The sequence below is a fragment of the Streptomyces yongxingensis genome (assembly GCF_055597465.1).
In genome coordinates, this window is sequence record NZ_CM145717.1 from 1,325,524 (window position 1) to 1,350,568 (window position 25,045).

At 72.5% G+C, this 25,045-nt stretch carries 18 protein-coding genes; 10 read left to right on the plus strand and 8 right to left on the minus strand.

The genetic code is table 11. From position 1 onward, the window contains the following. Positions 1-11: 11 nt before the first annotated feature. The 3 genes from ACZ6TD_RS05545 to ACZ6TD_RS05555 form a co-directional block, all read right to left on the minus strand. Positions 12-2,912, minus strand: a complete 2,901-nt coding sequence (locus ACZ6TD_RS05545; RefSeq protein WP_471351265.1) for a helix-turn-helix transcriptional regulator — start codon at positions 2,910-2,912, stop codon at positions 12-14. A gap of 312 nt (positions 2,913-3,224) precedes the next feature. Next, complete coding sequence (locus ACZ6TD_RS05550; protein WP_471351266.1) at positions 3,225-3,728, minus strand: ATP-binding protein; 504 nt, start codon at positions 3,726-3,728, stop codon at positions 3,225-3,227. After that, on the minus strand, positions 3,725-3,919 hold the full coding sequence (locus ACZ6TD_RS05555; RefSeq protein ID WP_471351268.1) for a DUF5999 family protein: 195 nt from the start codon (positions 3,917-3,919) through the stop codon (positions 3,725-3,727). Before ACZ6TD_RS05555 ends, ACZ6TD_RS05550 begins: the two co-directional genes overlap by 4 nt. Positions 3,920-4,285: 366 nt before the next feature. On the opposite strand from ACZ6TD_RS05555, the gene ACZ6TD_RS05560 reads away from it, so the two are divergent. Further along, positions 4,286-6,592, plus strand: coding sequence for an ATP-binding protein (locus ACZ6TD_RS05560; RefSeq protein ID WP_471351270.1), 2,307 nt, complete (start codon positions 4,286-4,288; stop codon positions 6,590-6,592). Between the two features lie 198 nt (positions 6,593-6,790). Further along, positions 6,791-8,755 (plus strand): pyridoxal phosphate-dependent aminotransferase, encoded by a 1,965-nt coding sequence (locus tag ACZ6TD_RS05565; protein ID WP_471351272.1) that lies wholly within the window; start codon positions 6,791-6,793, stop codon positions 8,753-8,755. A 19-nt stretch (positions 8,756-8,774) separates the two neighbouring features. Here the strand turns inward: ACZ6TD_RS05565 and ACZ6TD_RS05570 are convergent, their stop codons facing one another. Further along, positions 8,775-9,317, minus strand: a complete 543-nt coding sequence (locus tag ACZ6TD_RS05570) for a hypothetical protein (protein WP_471351273.1) — start codon at positions 9,315-9,317, stop codon at positions 8,775-8,777. A 140-nt stretch (positions 9,318-9,457) separates the two neighbouring features. Between ACZ6TD_RS05570 and ACZ6TD_RS05575 the strand changes: the two genes are divergently transcribed. Together ACZ6TD_RS05575 and ACZ6TD_RS05580 are read left to right on the plus strand one after the other, a co-directional pair. After that, a complete protein-coding gene (locus tag ACZ6TD_RS05575; protein WP_471351275.1) occupies positions 9,458-10,318 on the plus strand; it encodes a helix-turn-helix domain-containing protein in 861 nt (286 codons plus the stop codon). A gap of 5 nt (positions 10,319-10,323) precedes the next feature. Continuing rightward, entirely contained in the window at positions 10,324-10,560 is a 237-nt protein-coding gene (locus ACZ6TD_RS05580) for a DUF397 domain-containing protein (RefSeq protein ID WP_470004036.1), read from the plus strand. 107 nt (positions 10,561-10,667) lie between these two features. Here ACZ6TD_RS05580 and ACZ6TD_RS05585 read toward each other — a convergent pair whose 3' ends face one another. Then, complete coding sequence (locus ACZ6TD_RS05585) at positions 10,668-11,822, minus strand: M20 family metallopeptidase (RefSeq protein ID WP_471351276.1); 1,155 nt, start codon at positions 11,820-11,822, stop codon at positions 10,668-10,670. Positions 11,823-11,872: 50 nt separating this feature from the next. Further along, a complete protein-coding gene (locus ACZ6TD_RS05590) occupies positions 11,873-13,534 on the minus strand; it encodes an AbgT family transporter (RefSeq protein WP_471351277.1) in 1,662 nt (553 codons plus the stop codon). Positions 13,535-13,627: 93 nt separating this feature from the next. Between ACZ6TD_RS05590 and ACZ6TD_RS05595 the strand changes: the two genes are divergently transcribed. Together ACZ6TD_RS05595 and ACZ6TD_RS05600 are read left to right on the plus strand one after the other, a co-directional pair. After that, positions 13,628-14,641, plus strand: coding sequence for an Lrp/AsnC ligand binding domain-containing protein (locus ACZ6TD_RS05595; protein WP_471351278.1), 1,014 nt, complete (start codon positions 13,628-13,630; stop codon positions 14,639-14,641). Between the two features lie 75 nt (positions 14,642-14,716). After that, complete coding sequence (locus tag ACZ6TD_RS05600) at positions 14,717-15,127, plus strand: SRPBCC domain-containing protein (RefSeq protein ID WP_471351280.1); 411 nt, start codon at positions 14,717-14,719, stop codon at positions 15,125-15,127. Positions 15,128-15,135: 8 nt separating this feature from the next. Here the strand turns inward: ACZ6TD_RS05600 and ACZ6TD_RS05605 are convergent, their stop codons facing one another. Continuing rightward, positions 15,136-15,969, minus strand: a complete 834-nt coding sequence (locus tag ACZ6TD_RS05605; RefSeq protein WP_471351281.1) for an MOSC domain-containing protein — start codon at positions 15,967-15,969, stop codon at positions 15,136-15,138. Positions 15,970-17,631: 1,662 nt separating this feature from the next. On the opposite strand from ACZ6TD_RS05605, the gene ACZ6TD_RS05610 reads away from it, so the two are divergent. Next, positions 17,632-18,789: a transglycosylase family protein gene (locus ACZ6TD_RS05610; protein WP_471351282.1), complete on the plus strand. Its 1,158-nt coding sequence runs from the start codon at positions 17,632-17,634 to the stop codon at positions 18,787-18,789. Positions 18,790-18,903: 114 nt separating this feature from the next. On the opposite strand, the gene ACZ6TD_RS05615 is transcribed toward ACZ6TD_RS05610, so the two are convergent. Next, complete coding sequence (locus tag ACZ6TD_RS05615; RefSeq protein ID WP_471351283.1) at positions 18,904-19,575, minus strand: DUF429 domain-containing protein; 672 nt, start codon at positions 19,573-19,575, stop codon at positions 18,904-18,906. A 123-nt stretch (positions 19,576-19,698) separates the two neighbouring features. Here ACZ6TD_RS05615 and fdh point away from each other — a divergent pair, with 123 nt between their 5' ends. Genes fdh through nrfD form a run of 3 tightly spaced genes read left to right on the plus strand, consistent with a single transcriptional unit; the run spans position 19,699 to position 25,027 of the window. Next, positions 19,699-22,962 (plus strand): formate dehydrogenase, encoded by a 3,264-nt coding sequence (fdh, locus tag ACZ6TD_RS05620; protein ID WP_471351284.1) that lies wholly within the window; start codon positions 19,699-19,701, stop codon positions 22,960-22,962. Beyond that, positions 22,959-23,978: a 4Fe-4S dicluster domain-containing protein gene (locus ACZ6TD_RS05625; protein ID WP_471351285.1), complete on the plus strand. Its 1,020-nt coding sequence runs from the start codon at positions 22,959-22,961 to the stop codon at positions 23,976-23,978. The genes fdh and ACZ6TD_RS05625 overlap by 4 nt, the downstream gene beginning before the upstream one ends. Continuing rightward, entirely contained in the window at positions 23,978-25,027 is a 1,050-nt protein-coding gene (nrfD, locus tag ACZ6TD_RS05630; protein WP_471351287.1) for an NrfD/PsrC family molybdoenzyme membrane anchor subunit, read from the plus strand. The genes ACZ6TD_RS05625 and nrfD overlap by 1 nt, the downstream gene beginning before the upstream one ends. Positions 25,028-25,045: the final 18 nt, after the last annotated feature.

Sequence of the window (25,045 nt, forward strand, 5' to 3'; positions counted from 1 at the left end):
CCCTGCGCGCGTCAGCGACGGCCGCGCGAGGCGAAGACCCACGCGGGGGCCTGTGGGTCGGGAAGGCGCGGGGTGTTCAGCACCGAGGCCAGCTCCCCGCGCTGACTGACGCTCAGCTTCCGGTAGACGCTGGTGAGATGGGTCTCCACGGTGCGTACGGTGACGAACAGCGCCTCGGCGATCTCGCGGTTGCCCGCCCCGCGCGAGGCCATCTGGGCCACCTTGCGCTCGGTGCCGGTGAGCAGGTCGACCGGTGAGGCGGTGATCTCGCGCATCCGGCCGCCCGCCGCGACCAGCCGGTTGCGGGCGTCCTTCGCGAGCGCGAGCGCGCCGCAGCCCTGCGCGAGGTCGACGGCCGAGCGCAGCCGCTCCCGGGCCTCGCGCGGCCGCCCCGCGTCCAGCAGCGCCCCGCCGAGCAGGAACTCGGCCCGGGCGTGCTCGGCGCGGGCGGGCGACCCGGAGAAGTGCTCGACCGCCTCCGTGAGTCGGGCGATGCCCTCCTCGCCGGGGGTGGTCACCCCGCGGGCGAGGGCGGCGAGTCCGAAGGCGCGCGGGGTGCTCCAGCGGCGAGCCAGCTCGGCGCCGTGCTCGACCAGGTCCCGCGCCTCGTCCGCCCGCTTCTCCGCCGCGAGCAGACAGGCCGCCTCGGTCCACCAGGGCAGGAACACCGGATTGGCGAAGCCGGACTCCTCCAGGGAGGCGCCGCAGTCGAGCAGCAGCCGCAGCGCGGTGGCGCTGTCGCCGAGCGCCCAGCGGGCCCGGGCGCGGGCCATGAGATACGAGTGGTACTCCATGACGAACCCGTCCAGGTTCGGCCGGGTGACGGCGGCCAGCAGCTCCTCGGCCCGCTCCGGTTCGCCCCGGTCGATCAGGATCGTCGCGAGCGCGGTCTGCGGCACGGTCACATTGGCGCTCCACCGCTCCTCGCCGATGATCTCGACGGCGGTCTGGGCGTCGGCGAGGGCGTCGGGGATCGCGCCGACGCCGTGCAGCAGCAGGGCGCGGTAGGAGAGGGTGATCACGTACGACCACACCGCGGCGTTGTCCTGGCCGTGGCGCAGCGCGTGCTCCAGGGCCTCCATCGCCTCCTCGATCTCGTCGGCCAGGCCGAGGGTGAACGCGGAGAAGAGCAGCGACCAGTTGTCGAGCCGGTCCGCGGAGCTCAGCGCGCGGCGGGCCTGCCCCACCGCCCGCCGCACCGAGCGGCCCTCCATCGCCGACAGGACCGTCATCATGGCGAGCATCTGGCGCTGGGCGGGGGTGTCCCCGGCGGGTTCGGGGATGCGCGCGAAGCGCTCCCGGACCGTGTGGATCGTGGCCTTCTCATCGGATCCGCTGATCAGCAGCGTCGATTGGACGAGGGTGCGCAGCTCGCGGTCGCGGGGATCGGGGTCCGGCCCCAGCTCGGCCTCGAGCTCGTCGAGCACCTCGCTGAGCACCCGTACGGCGGCCGGTGACTGCTGGACGGTGAGGCAGGTGAGGCCGAACTGCACGGCGATGGGCGCCTTGGTGCGGATGTCGGTGGCCAGCGTGAGCGCCCGCTTCAGCAGGCGGATGGCCTCGGCGGGGTTGATCTCCGCGAGCGCCTTGGCGAGCGGGACATGGGCCGACAGGCTGTCCGGCTCCGCCTCCAGGACCCGGTAGAGATAGCGGGCGGCGGCCTCCGGGGCGCCGCGGTGCTCGGCCTGGGCGGCGGCCTCCCGGAGCACCCAGCCCATCCACGGCTGGGGGGTGCCGGGCACCAGCAGCACCTGGTTGGCGACCTCCTCGGCGGGCCGTCCGGCGTCGCTCAGCAGCAGGGCGGCCCTGGCGCGCAGCTCGGCCAGCCGCTCCTCCCCGGCGGCCTCCAGCACCGCGGAGCGCACCACGTCATGGGTCAGGTCCGCCCGGTCCGGCGCCATCACATCGGCCTCGCGCAGCTGCTCCACGGCCTCCGCGACGCGGGCGGCGGGCACTCCGGCCAGCGCGCCGATGTGCTCCGCGTCCTCCTGGCCGAGCACCGCGATGGCGGTGGCCACGTCCCGGACCCAGCCGGGCTGGGCGTCGAAGAGGGCGCGCACGGACAGGGCGACCACGTAACTCCCGACCTCGGCGATCTCGCGGATGCCGCTCTCGTCGGGCGCCACGCCCTTGGCCCGCAGCTCGCGCAGCAGCCGGGCGACCGTCAGCGGGTTGCCGCCGCAGACGGCGGCGGCGCGCTCGGCGAAGGAGGGCGCGACGGGGGCGGCGAAGACCTGGTGCGCCATTTCGGCCACTTCGGCGTCGGTCAGCGGGTCGAGGCGGATCACCGCGGAGCGCGGCTGGGCGAGGATGTCCGCCAGGGCCGCGGGGGCGACCGGTTCCTCCTCGCTGCGCTGGGCGAGCACCACCAGCAGCGGCAGCTGGTCGGCCCGGCGCAGCAGGAAGTCGATCCAGCGCAGGGAGCGCTCGTCGCACCAGTGCACATCGTCCAGGACGAGCACGAGCGGGCCCTGGGTCATCAGGTTGGCGGCGAGCCAGTACAGGCCGTGCAGCACCGGGTAGACGGTGGCGGCCGTGGACGGCCCCTCCTCGCCGGGGCGGGGGCTGAGCGCGGGGAGGGCGCGGCGGGCGCTGCCGCGCAGCAGCGGGGAGTCCTGGGCGTCCTCGGCCGAGAGCCCGAGGCTTCCGAAGAGGGCGCGCACCCCGCCGTATCCGGCGCCGGCCACCACTTCACCGCAGGCGCCGTGCAGCACGGTCATCTTCCGGCAGGCGTCGCCGTCGAGGAAGGCGCGCAGCAGGCTGGTCTTGCCGATTCCGGCCGGACCGGACAGGACCACCAGACCGGAACGGCCGCTGTGGGCGGCCTCCGCGTGGGCGGTCAGCGCGGCGAGTTCGGCGGCGCGTCCGACCAGCGCGCCGGGTAAACCGGAATCCATTTTCCGGTCCACCACGCAGCCTCCTCGAGCCACAAAATGCGAAGAATTTCGGAAAAGTGTGCTGCTGCCGCGATCAGCAGATTACACGAGCGCAATGACGACGATCAATCCCGATCAGCCGTCATGCAATCCCGATCGGCCGTCCCGCCCGCAGCCCGATCGGTGAAGTCCGGATCCCGATCAGTCGGGCCCGGAGCGCGATCAGCGAAGCCCGGAGACGGAAGGCGTGGTGAGGGCGTTCACCATTCCGTCCCCGGGCCGTTCGGTATCACTGTGTGGGTACGAGGCGTGAAGTCGTCTATGGCATCTCCCTTCGTCGGCTCACGATCACGGGGTCTCGGGGGCCCCTTCCAGGGCGGCTTCCAGGGCGATGGCAGGCGGGTGGAGCTCGAACCAGACGACCTTGCCCGCCGCCGTGCAGGTGGATCCCCAGCAGCGGGAGAGCAGGTCCAGCAGGTGGAGCCCGCGCCCGCCCTCGTCATCGCCGCACGCCCGGCGCACCCGGGGCCGGCCGGGGTCCTCGTCCGCCACCTCGCAGCGGAAGGCGCGGTCGACGGAGCACAGGGAGAGCGTCAGGCGGATCGGTCCGCCCGCGTGCCGCAGGGCATTGGTGACCAGCTCGCTGACGAGCAGTTCGGCGTCGTCGGCGAAGTCGTGCAGTGTCCACGCCGACAGCTGGGCGAGCGTCAGCCGCCGGGCCGTCGGCACCGAGGACGGCTCGGAGGGGAGCAGCCAGGACGTCCCGCCGCTGGTGGCGGGGGGCGCTGTGTCGGGGCGGCGCTCGGTGCTCATCGTGGAGCCGTGGGTGAGGGTGGGGGCAGCGGCGTTCATGCTGACGGGTCGGGGCTGGTCCGGGGGGCGGGGATGGCGCGCCCGTCGGGAAGGATCTCACCCGTGTCCGCGAAGATCACCACTCCGTTGCACAGCAGGCTCCATCCCTGCTCGAGGTGGGAGGCCACCGGACGCGCCGAATCGTGGTCCGGTGCGTCGGCGGGAGGACATGGGGGTTGATGGAGGCACATGGTCCGAACCTTCGATCTTCCGCCAGAGGGAGCGGCGGAACTCACCGAGGCCACCATCGTGGGTCGGCGCGGCCGGACGCGGCGAGGGGAGATATCCCCGCATCGGTACCCGTTCCGCTCCCCTCCCCCGCCGGGGCGGTCACGGTCGGTCGGCCACAGCTCACCCTCGGCGCACCCTGCCCGCGCCCGCCCGGGGTGGGTGCGGCGGCCCCTGGCCCGGGCATAGCCTGGAAACAGGGCTCCGGGTCCGTGCGGGCACAGGTCCCGCCCACCCGGGGCCGGTGCGAGGCATCGATGGGTGCGGTGGCGACAGGCACCCCGACCGGGCGGCAGACAGTCAGGCTGCCGGCCGAGGTGACGAGTTTCGTGGGACGTCGGCACGAGGCGGCCGAGGTCAGGCGGATGCTGTCCGCGTCCCGCCTGGTCACCCTGACCGGGGTCGGCGGGGTCGGGAAGACCCGGCTGGCGCTGCGGGTCGCGGACGAGGCCCGCCGGGCCTTCCCCGACGGGGTCTGGCTGGCCGAACTCGCCGAGCTGGACAACCCCACGCTGCTCGCCCAGGGCGTCACCGAGGCGCTGGAGATACGCGACCACTCCTCCCGCCCGGCGATGGACATCCTCGTCGACCATCTGCGGGACCGGCAGGCCCTGATCGTCCTCGACAACTGCGAACACCTCCTGGAGGACTGCGCCCGGCTCGCCGACCGGCTGCTGCGCGCGGCCCCCCGGCTGCGGCTGCTGGCCACCAGCCGTCAGGCGCTGGGCACCGCCGGTGAGCAGAGCCTCCCCGTGCCCACCCTGGGACTGCCGGACCCCGAGGGGCCGCGGCCGTCGCTCGCGACGCTCGCCCGGTGGGACGCGGTACGGCTGTTCGTCGAGCGGGCCGCGGCCATCGTCCCCGGGTTCGAGCTCAGCGAGGACAACCGGGACGGGGTGGAGCTGATCTGCCGCCGGCTCGACGGCATCCCGCTGGGGATCGAGCTCGCGGTCGTACGGCTGCGCGCCCTGTCCGTCCAGCAGCTGCTGGACCGGCTCGACGACCGGTTCCGGCTGCTCACCACCGGCTCCCGGACGGTCCTCGCCCGCCACCAGACGCTGCGGGCGCTGATCGACTGGAGCTATGAGCTGTGCACCGAGCGGGAGCGGCTGCTGTGGGACCGGGTCTCGGTGTTCGCCGGAAGCCTGGACCTGGAGGCGGCCGAGGCGGTCTGCTCGGGCGAGGGCATCGACCGCGAGGAGATCCTGGACCTGGTGACCGAGCTGGTGGACAAGTCGGTGCTGCTCAGGGAGGAGCACCCGACGGCGGTGCGCTACCGGATGCTGGACACGCTGCGCCAGTACGGCCGTGAGCGGCTGGCCGCCTCCGGGGAGGACGCCGCCGTACGGCTGCGGCGCCACCGCGACTACTACCGCGGACTCGCCGCGGACGCGCGGGCGGCGCTCTTCGGACCGGCCCAGGTGCAGTGGTTCACCCGGCTTCACCTGGAGCACGCCAATCTGCGCACCGCCCTGGAGAGCTGGCTGGCCGAGCCCGGACAGACCGCATGCGGCCTCGACATGGCCGCCGACCTGCTCTACCACTGGATCACCAGCTACTACCTCGGCGAGGGCCGCCGCTGGCTGGACCAGGCCCTCGCGCTGTACACCGAACCCGACGGGGCACGGGCGCGGGCCCTGTGGACCGACAGCTGGCTGGCCGTCATCCAGTCCGACGTCGACGCCGCCGCGGCCATGCTCGAGGAGAGCCGGTCCCTCGGCACCCGGCTGGGCCTGGAGCCGGTGCTCGGCTACGTCGCGCTCTACTCCGGCATGGTCGCCATGTACCGGGGCGAGACCCGGTCCGCGATCGCGCTCTACCAGGAGGCCGTGGTCCGCCATCGCGCGACCGGCGACCCGGTGGGGCTGGCCCTGGCGCTCATCCGGCTCTCGCTCGCCCACTCCTTCATCGGCGATTCACCGCGCGCGATCGCCCTGGGCGAGGAGTCGCTGGAGGTGTGCGACGCGTACGGGGAGGGCTGGCACCGGGCCTACACGATGATGGCGCTCGGCGTGGACGTCTGGCGCCAGGGCGACACCGCCAGGGCGGCCGCCCTGGAGAAGGAGAGCCTCACGTTCAACCGCTCGCTGGACGACCCGCTGGGCGTCGGGGTCAACCTGGAGGTGCTGGCCTGGATCGCGGCCACCGAACAGGACCACACCCGGGCGGCCAGGCTGCTGGGCGCCCTGGGGACCCTCTGGCACGCCATCGGCGCCCCGCACTCCGGCTACGGGCACCTCGTCCACTACCACGAGGAGTGCGAGGCCGCGGTGCGGCGGGCCCTGGGCAAACCGGCCTTCAACGCGGCGTGCAAACAGGGCGCCCGGCTGTCCTACGCCGAGGCGCTGGAGTACGCGCTGGAGGACGAACTGCCCAGCGGAGAGACGGCAGCGGCCGGGCGGCCGTCGCAGCTGACGCCCCGGGAGTCCGAAATCGCGCGGCTGGTCGCGCAGGGGCTCAGCAACAAGGAGATCGCCTCGTCCCTGGTCATCGCCCAGCGCACGGCCGAGGGCCATATTGAGCACATTTTGAGCAAGCTGGGTTTCACCTCGCGTGCGCAGGTGGCGGTCTGGGTAGCGGAACAGCACCGCACCACCGGGGCCGCTGGCGAACGCCCGCCGGGGGATACGGTCTGAAGGCCGCACCGGCATTCTCAAGGGGCAAGGGGCGGAATTCTATTCGAGACCGGAGCAGGTGTCCCGGAAGTTTTCCAAACCCCCACGAAAATCCTCGCCCACCCCGGCTTCGAGAGATCATGCGTCAGGCTCGAGGGACGAGCCGCAACGGCCGTGTCAGTGCGTCGACGCGGCCCATGCGACCGAGGAGGTCCCGCCGTGACTGTTGCCGCAGTCGGCAATACCGGTGATGCCATGGGGCTTTTCCGTGGCACCGCCCACAGCCCGTCGTTCTTCGCGCTCAACCGCGCCGGGGTCACGGGTGGCGGACAGGAGCTCGTGGACTTCTGCATCCCCTGCAATCCGTACTTCCCCACCCCCGCGATGTTCGCCGTGATGGCGGTCAGGCTGCGGGACATCCTCACCTACTACCCGAGCTCCGCGGAGACCATCACCGCCGAACTGGCCGATGTGCTCGGGCTCCAGCCGCAGACCATGGCGATGGGCAACGGCTCGACCGAGCTCATCACCTGGATCGACCATCTGCTGGTGAAGGAAAGCCTGGCGGTGCCGATCCCCACCTTCGGCCGCTGGACCGACCAGCCGATGGAGACCGGCAAACGGGTCGATATGTTCCAGCTCCCGGAAATGAGCGGATTCGCACTCGACCCCAACGCCTTCGTCAACTTCGTACGCTCCCGGGGCTCCCGGGTCGCCGTGATCTGCAATCCCAACAACCCCGACGGCGGCCTGGTGCCCCGCCAGGCCCTCATCGGCATCATGGACGCCCTGGCCGACCTCGACCTGATCGTGATCGACGAGTCCTTCCTGGAGTTCGCGGACGCCGAGGCGTATCCGAGCGTCGTGGACGAGGCCATCCTGCGCCCGAACGTGATCGTGCTGCGCAGCCTCGGCAAGAACTTCGGACTGCACGGGGTGCGCTTCGGCTATCTGGTGGCCAACCCGTCGCTCGCCGTGCAGATCCGCTCCCGGCTGCCGAAGTGGAACCTCAACTCCTTCGCCGAGGTCATCGTCTTCATGCTGAAGCGGTACCGGCAGGAGTACGTGGAGAGCCTGCGCATGCTCAGCCGCGACCGGCAGCAGATGACCACCCAGCTGGCCGGACTGCCCGGGATGACGGTCTATCCCTCCCAGGGAAACTTCGTCTTCGTCAAGCTGCCGGCCGGGACGGACGGCGGCTGGGTCCGCGACCAACTGCTGTCCCAGCACGGTGTGCTGGTGCGCGAATGCGGCAACAAACTGGGCAGCAGCAGCCAGTTCATGCGGTTGGTGGTGCGTTCCCAGCCGGATGTGCAGCGGCTGCTGACCGGGCTGAGCACGGTGCTGTACGGGACGTCCTTCTACGCCCCGCAGGTCAGCTGGGACCAGCAGCCGTCGCTGGACTACTCCTACCAGCAGCAGTCGCTGGACTACTCCTACCAGCAGCCGCCCCAGCTGCCCGCCGCGCCGGTGGCGCAGGAGCCCCAGCCGATGTACTCCGCGGCCGCCCTCCCGGCCCCGCAGGGCGTCTCCGGCGACCCGTACGGGCAGGCGTCCTTCGCGGGCACGGGTGCCTCGGCCGGGTATGTCCAGCAGCAGCCGCTCCCGGAGTTGTCGCCCGCGTATGTCGCCACTCCCCCGGCCCAGCCACCCCTGTACCAGGCCCCGGCCGCGCTGCCGCAGCCCCAGATGGTCCAGGCCCCGCAGCCGCAGATCCCGCAGCAGGCACCGGCGCAGCAGTTCCAGGCCCCGCAGTTACAGCCGGCCCAGAGCCAGGCGCCGCAGGGTCAGGCGCCGTTGATGCAGATGGCGCCCCAGCCGCAGAGCGCGCAGTACCAGGGCGCCCAGGCGCAGACCTCCCAGATGCCGATGGCCCAAGCCCAGGCACAGGCCCAGGGTGCGCAGGGGCAGGGGACGGCGGCGTACGTCCAGTCCCGGCCCGAGGAGACGACGATGGACCAGATCCCGCTCTACGGGCAGCAGGACACGGGAATACCCGAGCCGTCGCCGATGGAGCGGACGCAGGCCATGACCTACGACCCCGCCGAGCTGAAGGCCGCGGCGGCGGCAGCGGCCCCGGTGATTCCCCTCAGCGAGCAGGACGACGACCCGACCGGCCAGACCCCGGCGCTGCAGCGCTATCCGCGCCCCGCGGCGTACCTCCAGGACGACTCGACCGCATGACCGGGCCCCGGTGCCGAGGTCACGACCGACGCATCCGGTCGTCGCACGGCCAGGCCGGGGAGACCCCGGCCGCCGCGCAGACCGCGATGTGCAGCAGCAGGGGATGGGTGTACGGCTCCCCGTCGCCCGGCCAGTGCACCACACCGGGCTCCTCCCTCCCCGTGGGGCCGGTCCGCCGCGCGGGCGGGCCGGTCACCATGGCGCCGACCGCGTAGACGGCCGGTGCGGGCCAGTCGACCCCGACGTCCGAATGGGGCGGCACGACCCACCACCAGTGTCCGGCGCCGGTGAGCACACATCCCGCCCGGGGCAGCAGGGCCATCACCCCGGGGCCGTGCCGCTCGGCGATCCCCACCGCGTCGTAGGCCCGGTCCGTCCGCAGCGCCGGGGGCAGTTGAAGGCGGTGGCGGCCGGACACCGCGCGGAATCCCCGCCGGCCGAACCGGCCGCGGACGAGGCCGGTCAGCGCACCGGCGAAGGCGTACGTCATCGAGGGGCACTTCACAGAGGTCGGGCCGATGGTGCCTGCGGTCGCCGCGGCGGAGCGCGGTAACGGGATCATGACGCAACTATGCGCATCGCCGGGGACACTTGGCAAGGGGCACTCTGAAAAGTGCAGAGTCGTCAGTGCAATGTGTCCGTTCCGCACTGGCCATGGCACACTGCGAACATCAGCGTTGGGGAGGTCAGGGAGGGATTCAGGTGAGCGAACCGCGGTCGGCCCCGACCGTGGGTCAGGTCGTCCTCGGCAAGAGGCTGCAGGATCTGCGGGAGAAGGCGGGGTTCAAGCGGGACGAGGCGGCCAGAGTGCTGCGGGTGGCGCCCGCCACCATCCGCCGCATGGAGACCGCCGAGGTCGCGCTGAAGGTTCCGTATGTGCAGATGCTGCTGGACGCCTACGGGATCACCGGCGAGGAGCTCGACTCGTTCATCACCCTGACCGAGGAGGCCAACAAGCCCGGTTGGTGGCAGCGGTTCCACGACATCCTGCCGGACTGGTTCAGCGTCCACGTCAGCCTGGAGGGCGCGGCCGAGATGATCCGGGCGTACGAGCCGCACTTCGTGCCCGGGCTGCTCCAGACCGAGGACTACGCCCGCGCGGTCATGCAGACCGGGGCCATCGGCCAGGCCGGTCCCCGGCAGACGGAGCGCCATGTGGCGCTGCGCATGGAGCGGCAGGGCCTGCTCACCCGGCGGGATCCACCCCGGCTGTGGGTGGTGATGGACGAGACGGTGCTGCGCCGGCAGGTGGGTTCGGCGGCGGTGATGCGCCGGCAGGTCGACCGGCTGCTGGAGGCCGTGGAGATGCCGCACATCACGCTGCAGATCTCGGAGTTCTCCTCCGGGCACCATCCGGGCACCTATGGGCCCTTCGTCCTCTTCCGCTTCGCTGTCCCCGAACTGCCGGACATGGTCTACGTCGAGTACCTGACCGGCGCCGTCTACCTGGATGAGCGCATCGAGGTGGCCTCCCATCTGGAGGCCATGGACCGCATGGCGGCCCAGGCGGCAACCGCACGACGCACAAAGGAAATCCTCCGGGATTTCCGCAAGGAGCTCTGATCGGAATGGATCGCATTCACAACGGCATGCGCGCGAGCGACCTCGGCAGTGAGGGCTGGCACAAGCCGTGGAGCGGCGGCAACGGCGGCAATTGCGTCGAAGCCATGAAGCTGGACGACGGCCGGGTCGCGATCCGCCAGTCGACCGATCCGGACGGTCCGGCGCTGGTCTACACCCGCAGCGAGATCATCGCGTTCATCCAGGGCGCCAAGGCGGGCGAGGCGGACTTCCTCGTCTGCTGATGTGCCTCACCGGCGCCGACGGCCGGTCGGCCGGTCGGCGCCGATCGTCAGGTGCCGGGAAGGGGCGGGGGCAGCCCGCCGCAGGCGTCACGTTCCGCCGGACACCCCTAGGAGGCGTCCGCCGCCAGTGCCCGGAGCAGGCCGATGGTCAGCGCGGTGCGGGCCGGGATCGGAGCGAGCACGGTGTGTTCGTGGCGGGCGTGGGCGCCGGAGCCGAGGGCGCCGAGCCCGTCGAGGACCGGACGGCCGAGCGCGGAGACGAAGTTGCCGTCGCTGGCACCGCCGACCGCGGTCTCCTCCAGTTCCCAGCCGTGTTCCGCGGCGATCGCGTGGGCCTGCTCGAACAGCCGGCGGGACGGGTCGTTGGGGACCATCGGCGGCCGGTTCCACTCGCCGGTGACGGTCAGCCGCACCCGCTGGTCGGAGGGGGCGAGGGCGTGCAGCGCGGCGTCGATCCGCTTCATCTCCTCCGGTGTGGCGATCCGGATGTCGATGCCGCAACTCGCCTGTGCGGCGATCACATTGCGCCCCGTGCCGCCGGTGATCAGCCCCACGTTCACCGTGGTCCCCCGCTCCGGGGCGCTGAGCGCGGCGATCTGCGGGACGACCTCGGCCAGCGCGTGGATGGCGCTCGCGCCCGCGAACGGGTCGAGACCCGCGTGCGATTCGATGCCGTAGGCCGTCACATCGAACAGCCCGACGCCCTTGCGGGAGGTCTTGAGCGCCCCGTCCAGCGATGCCTCGAAGACCAGCGTGGCCAGGACGTCCTCGCTCAGCCGCTCGATATGGCGCCGGGAGGCGGGGCTGCCGATCTCCTCGTCGCCGTTGAGCAGCAGCCTTACCGAGGGGTGGGGGAGCTCCAGCTCGCGCAGCAGCCGCAGCGTCCAGACGGCCTGCACCAGACCCGTCTTCATGTCGAAGACACCGGGGCCGCTCGCCCGGCCGTCCTCGACCTCGAAGGGCCATTCGGCGAGCGTTCCGGCCGGCCACACCGTGTCGTAGTGGCACAGCATCAGCACGGTGCCGGGTGCCGTGCCGCGATAGGTCAGGGCCAGCACATCGCCGTGCGGTCCGCAGTCGTGGCGCTCGGTTCCGTCCGGCTCGCCGAGCCGGTCGACGACCCAGCCGCTGATCGTGGCGAGTCCCGCGTCCAGCAGCCGCTTGTCGTTGCTCGGCGTCTCCAGCTCCACCAGCGCCCGTAGGTCTTCGATCATCTCGGGCAGCGCCTGGGCGGTGGCGGCGGCGAGGTCGGAGGGGGTCATGCGATGAGGATCCTTCCCGGGGGTGGCGTGGGTGAGGGAGCGGCTGGGGATCAGCGGACGGGCGCGCCGGGGCCGAGCGGAATGCCCAGCGCCCACCAGACGTAGAAGAGCAGGGTCCAGGCCACCAGCATGGCCACGGACAGCGGCAGGGTCAGCGAGGCGAGGGTGCCGATTCCGGCGGAGCGCCGGTAGCGCTGGAGGAAGCCGAGCGCCATGACGAAGTAGGCGCTCATCGGGGTGATGGCGTTGGTGCAGGAGTCGGCGATGCGGTAGACGGCCTGAGTGGCCTCCGGGGGGATGTGCAGCAGCATCAGCATCGGCACGAAGACCGGGGCGACCAGCGCCCACATGGCCGAACCGCTGGTCATCGCCAGATTGATCACCGTGCACACCACCACGATGCCGAGGAAGGCGACCGGGCCGGTGACCCCGAGGTCCTTCAGCAGATCGGCGCCGCGGATGGCGAGCACCTGGCCGACGCCGGTCCACTTGAAGTACGCGAGGAACTGGGAGATGGCGAAGAACAGCACCAGGATCGGGGCCATCTCCCGCATGCCCTGCGCCATGAAGTCCGGGATGTCACGGCCGCCTCGCACGGTGCCGGCCGCACGCCCGTAGACCGCGCCGAGGAGGGCGAAGAGCAGTCCGAGCACCACGGCGATACCGGAGAGCACGGGCGATTCGACGATGCTGCCACCCTCGCCGCGCAGCGGGGACCCGGTGGGGATCATCGCCACCACGATCACCGCGAGGTAGATGACGAGGGCGACGCCGGCGCGGCGCAGCCCGCGGCGCTCCTCGGGGGCCAGGGTGAGCTCGACCTCCGGGGTGTCCCCGGCCGGGTGCGCGGTCTCCCCGTCCGCCTCCTCGGGCTCGGGCGGAAGTGCCGCCACCCGCTTCACCAGCACCTTCTCGGTGACGAAGGTGATCACGGCGGCCAGCACCACCGAGGAGGCGAGGGAGAAGAAGTAGTTGGACAGCGGGGTGACGACATAGCCGGGGTCCACGGTGTGCGCGGCGGCCGTGGTCAGCCCGGACAGCACCGCGTCCATCGGAGTGATCAGCGGGCTGGCGTCATAGCCGGCCGATACGCCGACGAAGGCCACGACGATCCCCAGCAGCGGACTGCGCCCGACGGCCCGGAAGGCCAGCCCGCCCAGGGGGACCAGCGCCACGTAGGCGGCGTCGGACGCGATGTGGGCGACCATCGCGGTGAAGGCCAGGGCGAAGGTCATCCAGCGCGCCGGGACCTTGGCGACACCGGCCCGCAGCATCGCCGCGAGCAGCCCCGACCGGTCGGCGACGGCGACACCGAGCATGACGACCAGGATGGTGCCCAGCGGTGGGAAGGTGGCGTAGTTGGTGATCGCGTCGTTGATCATCGACCGCACCCCGTCGACCGAGATCAGGCTGCGCACCGCCACGGTCTTGTCCCCCGCCGGGTCGACCGCGGAGACGTCCGCGGTGGCGAGCCCCCAGCTGATCAGCGCGAGGGCGGCGCTGAGGATGGCGAACAGCCAGAAGGGATGGGGAAGTTTGTTGCCCGCGCGCTCGACGGCGCCGAGCACCCGGAGCAGCGCGGACAGCGCCGCCGAGGAGTCCCCGGGCGCGTCGGGAGGCGGTTTGCCGGGCGTGTTGTCCGGCGTGGTCGTGGTGTCGTTGGAACTCACCGTCCGCACTCCTTCGTCGACAACGCAGTAGTGGTCGTCCATTAGAGAAGGTATGGCGGAATGAGGCAAGTAAAAGACTCGTTACGCAAGAATGATTCACGCATGGCGCACCAATCGCACGATAGATTCGTACCCATGGCAACCGTTCCTCCCACCCCACCGGTGCTCGACGACGCCGACCTCGATCTGGTGGCCGCCCTGCAGGTGGCGCCGAGGGCGCCGCTGAGCGCGCTGGCCGAGGTGCTCGGCAGCTCCGCCAGCACCGTCGGCCGCCGGCTGACCCGGCTCGAGGAGGAGCGGCTGCTGCGGGTGATCGGGCAGGTGGAGTGGCCGATGCTGGCCGAGGGCAACCCCATGCACATCTGGGTGGCCACGGCCCCGGGGCAGGCGTGGGAGGTGGCCCGGCAGCTGTCCGAGCTGCCCGAGATCCCGTTCGTCGCCACGACCACGGGCCGTACCGATGTCTACTGCTCCCTGCACGCCACCCGGCGTGACCGGGCGCGTGAGCTGCTGATGACACGGATCCCGTCCGTCCCCGGTGTCCGGTCGGCCCATACCGAACTGGTGCTGCGGGCGACGGCGAAGTCCGACTCCTGGCGGCTGCGGCGGCTGGACGACGCCCAGGTGCGGGCGTTGCGGGAGGTCGCGGATCCGGTGGAGGAGCCCGCCTCCGTCACCGGGTTCAGCGACGACGAGCTGCGGGCCATGGAGCTGCTGCGCCAGGACGGTCGGGCGAGCGCCGCCGAGGTGGCGCGCGGGCTCGGCATCAGCCGGTCCACCGCCTACCGGCTGACCCAGTCGCTCCTCCAGCGCGGGCTGGTGCGGCCCCGCGTGGAGATCGAACCGGCGCTGCTCGGCCATCCGCTGGAGGTCGTGATCGAGCTGCATGCCGCGCCCGGGGCCATCCAGGAAGTGGCCGACGCGCTGGCCCGGCATCCTTCGGCGCGCTATGTCTCGATCGTGGCGGGCACCTCCTCGGTGATCCACCACGGGGCGTTCCGGGACGAGGACGGCCTGGCCGAGCTGCTCACCCGCGATCTGGCGACGCTCCCCGGCATCACCGCCTGCGAGGTGTCGGTGGTCCTCGATGTGCTGCGCCGGTACTGGATCGGCCGCGAGGACGGAAGGCTGCTGAACCAGGACCGATGAGTTCCGGTCGGCGCGCCGGTCCGAGGGTGAGACAGGGGGCGAGACCTTCCCGCTCCCGCTCACCGAGGAGACACCATGAGCAGCGACGAGATCACCATCACCCGGGACCTGGACGCACCGCGCGAGACGGTGTGGCGGGTGTGGACCGAGCCGGAGTACTTCGCCCGCTGGTTCGGCGCCGCCCCCGAGTCCGTCGCCCTCGACGTCCGGCCGGGTGGCGCCTGGCGGGCGACCGTCGCCACACCCACGGGCGAGATGCCGATGCGCGGTGTCTACCGCGAGGTGGTCGAGCGGGAGCGGCTGGTGTGGACGCTGGACCTGCCGCAGGGCGCGATGGAGATGACCGCCGCGTTCGCCGATCTGGACGGCGGCCGGACCCGGGTGGTGCTCCGGCAGCCGGCCCCGCCGCAGGAGCAGTGCGCCCAGGCCGAGGAGGGTGCCGCCCAGCTCCTGGACGCCTTCGCCAAGGTGCTCGCGTCGGTCTGAGCTCCCGGTCACTCCCCCGGCGGCGGCCCGTCCCACTCGATGACGTCCACCTCGTCGCCCACGGCCAGTTTTCCGGCGCGGATCACGGAGAACTGGCAGCCGAACAGGGGGGCGCCACGGGGGCCGCGCCGGTAGCCGGCCATGGTGCGCAGTGGCTCCGGGCCCGCCTTGACGCCCTCGCTCTGATCGACCGTCGTCACGACGCACCGGGCGGTGTGCTTGGCGAAACCCAGCTCGGCACCGCCGATGGCGATCCTGCGGACCCGGTCCTCCCGATGGGGTTCGTCCCATCCGCCGATCACGATGCCGGGGCGGAAGCGGTTCATCGGCAGCGCCGCGCCGCCCGCCTCGGCGATCCGCTCGTTCAGCCCGTCCAGGCTGGCCCGGGAGACGATGTGCACCGCGGCGCTGTCGGCGTAGCCACAGGTGCCGGGGATCCATCCGTCGGTCACCCGGTCGTGCTCCGGAGGCACCCGCACCAGCCTGCTCGGCGCGCCCAGAAACCGGGAGAGCCACGTGGCGGCGTCCTCACCCTGGTCGATGCCGAGGTAGGGCTTGTCGAACACGGTGACCTCGCGCCGCGCGGAGGTGGTGTCGATGTCGATGGCCACCTCGCCCTCGCCGGGCGCGGACAGGGTGAGCCGGGTGCCGAGCGGGTCGATGGCGGGGCGGATGACGGCGAGCCGGGGATCCCGCCGCTGAGTGCGGCACTCTCCGTCCTCGCCGATGACCATGAAGCTGCGGTCGTGTCGCAGACCCGCCTCCGTCAGCAGCGCCTCGGACAGGGGAACGCCCGCGCAGCCCTTGATGGGATAGCAGATCAGCTCGACAACGGTGGCCACGCGGGCACCCTACCCCAGGGGTGGCGGCGCCTCCGAGCGGCCGGTCGGGGCGCTCATCCCCCATCGTCCGGTGCCCGACCGGCGTTTCACGGCACGGCCCGGCTCCGCCATGCGCCCCCGGCCCGACGTCCAGCGGCAGGGCCTAGCGCCGAGTACGCCGAATGACCCACCGCGCACGGCCGGTGACCACCGGCATACGCCGTAGGCGCGCTGCGGCTTCCGTCGGCGGGAACCAAAACGAACCGATTCCAGGGAGCGGCGGACGAGGCCGCGGGAAAAGCGCGGCCACCGGCGCCGCCCGGGGTCCCGGACAGGCGGGGGTGAAGGGAGATTATTCCGGGGCCGCTCCGGCGAGCGGCTGGAAGGGAGGAAGTCGATGTGAGGCAATGATATGCGCGGCGGCGCGGTTCCCGCTATACACGGGCGGCGTGATTCTCCGCCAGTTCCCCGCCGCCATGACGACCGGCCCTTTTCGGAGAACTGCCGCGGTGCACGGGCGGCCGGCGAGGCGATGCCCGACAAGAGATACGGCAAACGCCGAGTCAAGTCCGTTCGGTGGCCCATGAGTTGGCCAGGCGCCGAGCGGCTGCCCCGGTTCCGGGGGCCATACCGGGGGCGAGAGGGCATACGAGTCGGGGCCCGGGTTCCGCGCCCGGCGCCCTCGGGAGCGAGCCGTAGGGCGCGCCGGTGCCGAAAACGACGAGGAGCGGGGAGCGAGGAACGAGCGACCGTCGACGAGGAGTGCCGGCACCGGATCAGAGCGCCCGGAGGCGAGCGCCCCAAGAAGAGGCGGTCGCCTCGCCATCTCCCCGTCGTCTCCCCGCCGTGCCGTCGCCCGGGGCCGCGCCCGCTCCCGGCCCGCCCCGCCCCTGAACGCCACGGTCGGCGGCGGGCCCCGTCGATAGGTTTCAGTCTCCCGCCGCGCCCCGGGAATCTCCGCCGGGCACCTCCGGGGCGTTCGCTCATGCGTCCCCCTCTTCCCCGTCCCACCGCAAGGCCGTCCTATTTCCCGCCCCTCCCGCCCTCTCCCGCTCGCGCCTTCCTCTCCTCCCCTCCCCGGCATTCTCCGGATGCCGGGGAGGGGGCCGGAACGGCGGGATCCGGCGCGGTGCCGCACGGTTACGGCCGCCTGCCCGGGCCCGGCCGCCAAGCGGCCGATCTTGACCGGGCGGTGACGCAATAGCACCGGGGAAGATCCCGTGCCACGGGCCCGGCCCGCACCGGACGCCGTATTGAGCCGCCCGCCGCTCGTCCGCGCTTCAACCTCCCGTGCTCCGGCGGCAATTCGCCCGGACCGCCGTCCGAGATCGGTCACCGATCGCCCCGCAAACCAATCCGGCGGAATAGCGTCCGCCCGGTCCGGCGCCCCGGAGAATCATTTCCCGCCGTACGAGGACGTCCGGCGGCGCGTGATCGCCCGCGCCCGCCCCCGCGCCGCCGCTCCCGCCCCGCCGGCGGCCGTGCGCCCCCGGTCCTCCATGCGCCTCCCGCAGCGCAGCTGAGGGGGCGTCAGCCGATTCCGGGGTGGCACCGGGCGGCGCGCGGCGGTCCATGAGGCCCCCTGCGCCTTGTGACCGGCGGGGCCGGGCTGCGGTACTCGTACAGCCCGCCGGGTCCTCCGGAGGGCGACGTCGAGAGCCGTTGTGGAGAGGAACCAGCCTCATGGCCGTACGAGGAAGTCACCGACGCCCCGCATCGCCCAACCGGGTCTCGCCGCTGTGCGCGGCGCTCACCGCGGGTGGTGTCGGCATCGTCCTGCCGTTCCTCGGCACCGGCGCCGCCCACGCGGCCTCGGTCGACACCTGGAACCGGATCGCCAAGTGCGAGAGCGGGGGCAACTGGCACATCAACACCGGCAACGGCTACTACGGCGGACTGCAGTTCTCCCAGCACACCTGGGCGGCGTTCGGCGGCACCGGCTACGCCCCGCGGGCCGATCTGGCCTCCAAGGCCCAGCAGATCACCGTGGCGGAGGCGGTGCTGCGCAAACAGGGCCCCGGCGCGTGGCCGGTGTGCTCCGTCCGCAGCCGGCTGACCCGGTCCGGTCCACCCGCCGGAGTGACGAGCCAGAACGCCCACCCCCGCGCCCAGCACCCGGCCAAGCCCAAGAAGTCGGCCAAGTCCGCCGCGAAGTCCCGGGCCCGGCAGCACACCGCCCGGCGCGCGGCGGCGTCCGGCTCCTACGCGGTCGTCCGCGGCGACACGCTGTCCCGCATCGCCACGCGTGCGTCCGTCCAAGGTGGCTGGAAGGCGCTGTACCACGCCAACCGCGAGACCGTCGGCCCGAACCCGGATCTGATCCACCCGGGGCAGCGGCTGACCCTGCCCGCGGGCTCCCGGCATCCGCACAGGACGGCGCCCCGGCACCGCGCCTCGGCGATCTCGAGCCACACGGTGGTCCGCAAGACGGCGGCCCGTCCGCATGTGGCCCCGGTCAGCGGCCCGATCAGCGCCGGGTACGGCAGCCGCGGCTCGCGGTGGGCGAGCGGCCATCACACCGGCGTGGACTTCGCGGTCCCCATCGGCACCTCCGTGCGCGCGGCCGCCCCGGGCACCGTGGTGGCGGCCGGCTGGGGCGGCGCCTTCGGCTACCAGGTGATCATCCGCCACGCCGACGGGCTCCACACCCACTACGCGCATCTGTCGGCGCTGACGGTCCGCACCGGGCAGTCGGTCGGGGCGGGCCACCGGATCGCCCGGTCCGGCGGCACCGGGAACGCCACCGGACCCCATCTCCACTTCGAGGTCCGCACCGGTCCGCGCTACGGGTCCGACATCGACCCGCTCGCCTATCTGCGCTCCCACGGCGTCAGCGTCTGACGCCGCACTCACCGGACGCCTCGCGTCCGCACGGTCCATCTCCGAGGGGTGGGGGAAGGGGAGGCCGCCCGAGGCACGGCTCGGGCGGCCTCCCGCCATCCGCGCGGGGACCGGTCAGTACCAGATCGCGACGGGCAGCCCGGTCTCCGCCGTCTGAGGCGGATCGGGAAGGCTCCGGGCGGCCCGGAGCGCGATGCGCCGCGCGCTCCAGGCCGCCGCCGCGGCGTCCAGGACGTCGTCGGGCGGCACCCGCCCGGCCGGTCCGAGGTCGTCGGGCAGGACGATGCCCTGGTCCTCCAGCAGCCGGCGGCGCACGGCCTGGCCGCTCCAGCTCTTCTTGCTCCAGGGCACGGGCCGCCCCTCGCCGAGGGCGGCGAAGGAGACCTCGGGATGGACCTCGTACAGCCGGTGGTCGCCCCCGTCGCGGCAGGCGTTGGCCTCGCGCAGCTTCGCGGCCAGCCCCCACGACTGACGGCTCAGCCCCTGACCGGTCAGCCGCCGGCAGACCGCGTTGGCGTTGTCGTAGTCGTCCGCCTCCCAGACCTCGCGCGGCGGTACGGAGAAGACCCGGGAGCGGTGCGGGGCCACCAGCGCGGTGGCCAGGGCGTCGGCCGCGCGCCATCCCTCCGCCAGCAGTCCCAGCGGCATGTCGACCGCCACCACGGCGGCGTCCGGAACCCGGCCGAGCAGCTCGCTCAGCGCCTCGGCGGTGTCGCCCCCGGCGAAGCGGCCCTCCTCGTCCAGGCTCACGGCCACCCAGCCGGTGCGGCAGGCGTCCACTCCCACGACGGGCGATTCGGCGCATCCGGGTGCGGGCGGAGTGTGAAAAGTATCGCGACGGGAACCCATGCGCCGTATCCGACCACGCGGATGAGCCGGTACGGGGCCGAACGGCAGGAGAGGACGGCGATGGGCGTACGTACATGGATTCAGGAATGGCCTGTCTACCGCCAGCTGACCGGCAGCGACCCGCTCGGCCGCGGCGCCGCCACCACCTCGGCCGCCACCCGTGAGCAGCGCCCCCGCACCGTCACGGCCGACAAGGTGGTCAAGTCGGTGTGCCCCTACTGCGCGGTGGGGTGTGCCCAGAACGTCTATGTGAAGGACGACCGGGTGGTGCAGATCGAGGGCGACCCCGACTCACCGGTCAGCCGCGGCCGGCTGTGCCCCAAGGGCTCGGCGTCCCTCCAGCTGACCACCGGCGAGTCCCGGCGCCACGAGGTGCTCCACCGGCGCCCGTACGGCACCGATTGGGAGCGGCTGGACCTGGACACCGCGATGGACATGGTCGTCGAGCGGGTGATCCACACCCGCCGCGAGGGCTGGCAGTGGGAGCGGGACGGGGTCAGCGTCAACCGCACCCTGGGGATCGCCAGCCTCGGCGGCGCCACCCTGGACAACGAGGAGAACTACCTCATCAAGAAGTTGCTGACCGGGCTCGGGGTGATCCAGGTGGAGAACCAGGCCCGGGTCTGCCACTCCTCGACCGTGGCCGGGCTCGGCACCTCCTTCGGCCGCGGTGGCGCCACCACGTTTCTGCAGGACCTCCAGAACGCGGACTGCATCGTGATCGAGGGTTCCAACTTCGCCGAGGCCCACCCCGTGGGCTTCCAGTGGGTGATGGAGGCCAAGGCGCGCGGCGCGAAGGTCATCCATGTCGATCCGCGCTTCAGCCGCACCAGCGCGCTCGCCGATCTGTACGTACCGATCCGGGCCGGCACCGACATCGCCTTCCTCGGCGGCATCATCAACCACGTCCTGACCGGCGGCCACGACTTCCGCGACTACGTCCTGGAGTACACCAACGCGGCAAGCATCGTCGGCGAGGAGTTCAAGGACACCGAGGACCTGGCGGGGATCTTCTCCGGTCTCGACCCGGAGACCGGCCACTACTCCATCTCCACCTGGGCCTACGAGGGCGCCGAGGTCCAGGCGCCGCAGGGCGCGCCCGACGAGCTGTACGAGGACCGCACCCGGCGTGGCGCGTCCCTGTCGACCGCCGCCTCCTCCGAATCCCACGGCTCCGGCGGCGCGCCCGCCTCCGCGGAGGTCCCCACCGACCGGACCCTGCGACACCCGCGCTGCGTCTATCAGATCCTCAAGCGCCACTTCTCCCGCTACACACCCGAGATGGTCGAGAGGACCTGCGGGATTCCCCAGGACACCTTCCTCGAGGTGTGCCGCGCGCTGGTGGAGAACTCCGGCCCGGACCGCACCTCGGAGTTCGTGTACGCCGTCGGCTGGACCCAGCACACCGTGGGCGCCCAGTACATCCGCACCGCCAGCATCCTCCAGCTGCTGCTCGGCAACATCGGCCGCCCCGGCGGCGGTATCCAGGCGCTGCGCGGCCACGCCAGCATCCAGGGCTCCAGCGACATCCCGACCCTGTTCAACGTGCTCCCCGGCTACATCCCGATGCCGCACGCCCACGCCCACGAGGACCTGGACACCTTCGTCGAGGCCATGAAGACCGACAAGGGCTTCTGGGGCGAGATGCGCTCCTATGTCGTCAGCCTGCTCAAGGCGTACTTCGGCGACGCCGCGCACGCCGACAACGACTACTGCTTCGGCCATCTGCCCCGGCTGACCGGCTCCCACAGCACCTACCACACCGTGAAGGAGATGCTGGACGGAGTCTGCAAGGGGTACTTCCTGATGGGCGAGAACCCCGCCGTGGGCTCGGCCAACACCAAGATGCAGCGGCTGGGCATGGCCAACCTGGACTGGCTGGTGGTCCGCGACTTCTCCCTCATCGAGTCGGCCACGTGGTGGAAGGACGGCCCGGAGATCGAGACCGGCGAGCTGCGGACCGAGGACATCGCCACCGAGGTGTTCTTCTTCCCCGCCGCCGCCCACACCGAGAAGTCCGGCTCCTTCACCAACACCAACCGGATGCTGCAGTGGCATTTCGCGGCCAAGGAGCCGGACGGCGAGGCGCGCAGCGATCTGTGGTTCATGTACCACCTGGGGCGGCGGATCAAGGAGCGGCTGAAGGACTCCACCGACCCGATGGACCGGGCCATCCAGGACCTGGCCTGGTCCTACCCCACCGAGGGCCCGCAGGACGAGCCCAGCGCCGAGGCGATCCTGGCGGAGATCAACGGCCGTGACGCGCGGGGCGAGCCGCTCAGCGCGTACACCCAGCTCAAGGACGACGGCTCCACCTCCTGCGGCTGCTGGATCTACTGCGGGGTGTACGCCGACGGCGTCAACCAGGCCGCCCGCCGCACGCCGCACACCGAGCAGGACTGGGTCGCCGCCGAATGGGCCTGGGCCTGGCCGGCCAACCGCCGCATCCTCTACAACCGCGCCTCGGCAGACCCCGACGGCAAGCCGTGGAGCGAGCGCAAGGCGCTGGTGTGGTGGGATGCCGAGCAAGAGCGGTGGACCGGCCATGACATCCCGGACTTCATCCCCGACCGGGCGCCGTCCTACCGGCCGCCCCAGGACGCCCAAGGCCCGGACGCGCTCAGCGGAGTGGATCCGTTCATCATGCAGGCCGACGGCAAGGGGTGGCTGTACGCCCCGGCCGGGCTGGTGGACGGCCCGATGCCGACGCACTACGAGCCGCAGGACTCGCCGGTGCGCAATCCCCTCTACCCGGAGCAGCAGCGCAACCCGGCCCGGGAGGTGATCCCCGATGAGCACAACGCCCTCCACCCCAGCGGGGGTGAGCCGGGCAGCGAGGTCTTCCCGTACATGATCACCACCTATCGGCTCACCGAGCACTTCACTGCGGGCGGGATGAGCCGCTGGACGCCGTATCTGGCCGAGCTCCAGCCGGAGTTCTTCTGCGAGGTCTCCCCCGAGCTGGCCGGTGAGCGGCATCTGGAGCACACCGGCTGGGCGACGCTGATCAGCGCGCGCGGGGTGATCGAGGCCCGGGTGATGGTCACCGAGCGGATGTCCCCGATCAGGGCCGGGGGCCGCACGGTGCATCAGATCGGGCTGCCGTACCACTGGGGTCCCAACGGCTACACCCGCGGGGACGCCGCCAATGAACTGACCGCCATCGCCCTGGACCCGAATGTCCACATCCAGGAGGTGAAGGCGCTGAGCGCCGACATCCGTCCCGGCCGCCGCCCCCGCGGCCCGGAGCTGACGGCCCTGCTCGAGGACTACCGGCGGCGCGCCGGCATCACGGTGCGGACCGGAACGGAGGTGCGGGGATGACCGACACCTCGAAGCGCTCCTCGCTGATCGGCCGCAATCTGCTCGCCGGAGCCGAACCGGATGTCGCCGGGGACGCCGGGCACGAGGACCATCCGCCCCGGGTCGGCTTCTTCACCGACACCTCGGTGTGCATCGGCTGCAAGGCGTGCGAGGTGGCGTGCAAGGAGTGGAACGCCGTCCCGGAGGACGGGCTGGACTTCACCGGCATGTCCTTCGACAACACCCAGGGCCTCTCCGGCTCCACCTGGCGCCATGTGGCCTTCATCGAGCAGAACAAGCCGCTGGGCCGGGACGGGACGGGGGTCGACCACGGCGATGTCGATGTGCTGGCCCTCGCGGCACAGGGCTCCGGGACCCCCGTCGAGGAGGCGGCGATCACCCCCACCTCCCCGGCGCCCCCGTCCGACGGCGGGCAGCACGGGCTGCGGTGGCTGATGTCCTCGGACGTGTGCAAGCACTGCACCCACGCGGCGTGCCTGGACGTGTGCCCGACCGGTGCGCTGTTCCGCACCGAGTTCGGCACCGTGGTGGTCCAGGACGACGTCTGCAACGGCTGCGGCTACTGCGTGCCCGCCTGTCCGTACGGGGTCATCGACGTGACGCCCGAGGACGGCGGGGCCCACAAGTGCACCCTGTGCTACGACCGGCTGGGCGCGGGGCAGGAGCCCGCGTGCGCCAAGGCGTGCCCGACCGACTCCATCCAGTTCGGCCCCCTGGACGAGCTGCGCGAGCGCGCCGCCGCCCGGGTCGAGGAGCTGCACCGGGTGGGCGTCGAGGACGCGCGGCTGTACGGACACGATCCGGAGGACGGCGTCGGCGGCGACGGCGCCTTCTTCCTGCTGCTGGACGAGCCGGAGGTGTACGGGCTGCCGCCGGACCCGGTCGTCACCACCCGGGACCTGCCCTCGATGTGGCGGCACGCGGGCACCGCGGCCCTGACCCTGCTCGGGGGCGTGGCCGCCGTGTTCGCGGCCCAGGCCGGCGTGAGCGGGCGCCGTACCGGAAGGAGGCGCTGATGAGCGAGTCGGACGTCACCCGTGACGGCGTCCGCGGCGCCCGGCCGGGCCGGGACGCGCAGGTCGGCAAGGGGATGGGGGACGGCAAGCGGCGTGGCCGCAAGGGTGGGAAGGGCCGCAGGGGCGAGCAGTCGATGGTCCCCCGGGCGGAGTTCACCTCCTACTACGGGCGGCCGGTGCTCAATCCGCCCACCTGGCGCTCCCGGGACATCGCGGGCTACTTCTTCCTCGGCGGGCTCGCGGGCGCCGGGTCGGTGCTCGCGGCGGGCGCCGAGCTGACCGGCCGTCCGGCCATGGCCCGCGCGCTCAAGGTGTCCTCGGTCGCCGCCCTGACCGGCTCCACCGCCGCCCTGATCCACGACCTCGGGCGCCCGGGGCGGTTCGCGAACATGCTGCGGGTCTTCAAGCCCACCTCGCCGATGAGCGTCGGCTCATGGCTGCTGGCGGCCTACGGCCCGATGGCCGGTGCTGCCGCCGCCTCGGACGTGGCCGGGCGGCTGCCGCGGGCCGGCCGGGCGGCCACGGTGGGGGCGGCGCTGCTGGGCCCGGCGGTGGCCTCGTACACGGCGGTGCTGGCCGCCGACACCGCCGTCCCGGCATGGCACGACGGCTACCGCGAACTGCCGTATCTCTTCGTGGGCTCGGCCGCCATGGCGGCGGGCGGTATGGCCCTGCTGGCCTCGCCGGTCGCCGAGAACGCCCCGGCGCGGGGCGTGGCGCTGCTCGGCACGGCGGTGGAGACCGCCGCCGTCAAGGCCATGGAACGGCGGCTCGGGGTGGTCGCCGAGACCTACCGCGAGGGCCGGGCGGGCACGCTGATGCGCGCCGCCGAGGCGCTGTCGGTGGCGGGCGCGCTCGGCGGCGCCCTCCTCGGCCGCCGCAGCCGCCCCGCCGCGGCCCTCAGCGGCGCTGCCCTGCTGGCGGCCTCCGCCTGCACCCGCTTCGGGGTGTTCCACGCCGGGATGCGGTCGGCGGAGGACCCGAAGTACACGGTCCTGCCCCAGCGGGAGCGGCTCGACGCGCGGCGGGAGCGGTCGGAGGACGACTGACCCGCCGCCGGGAGCGTC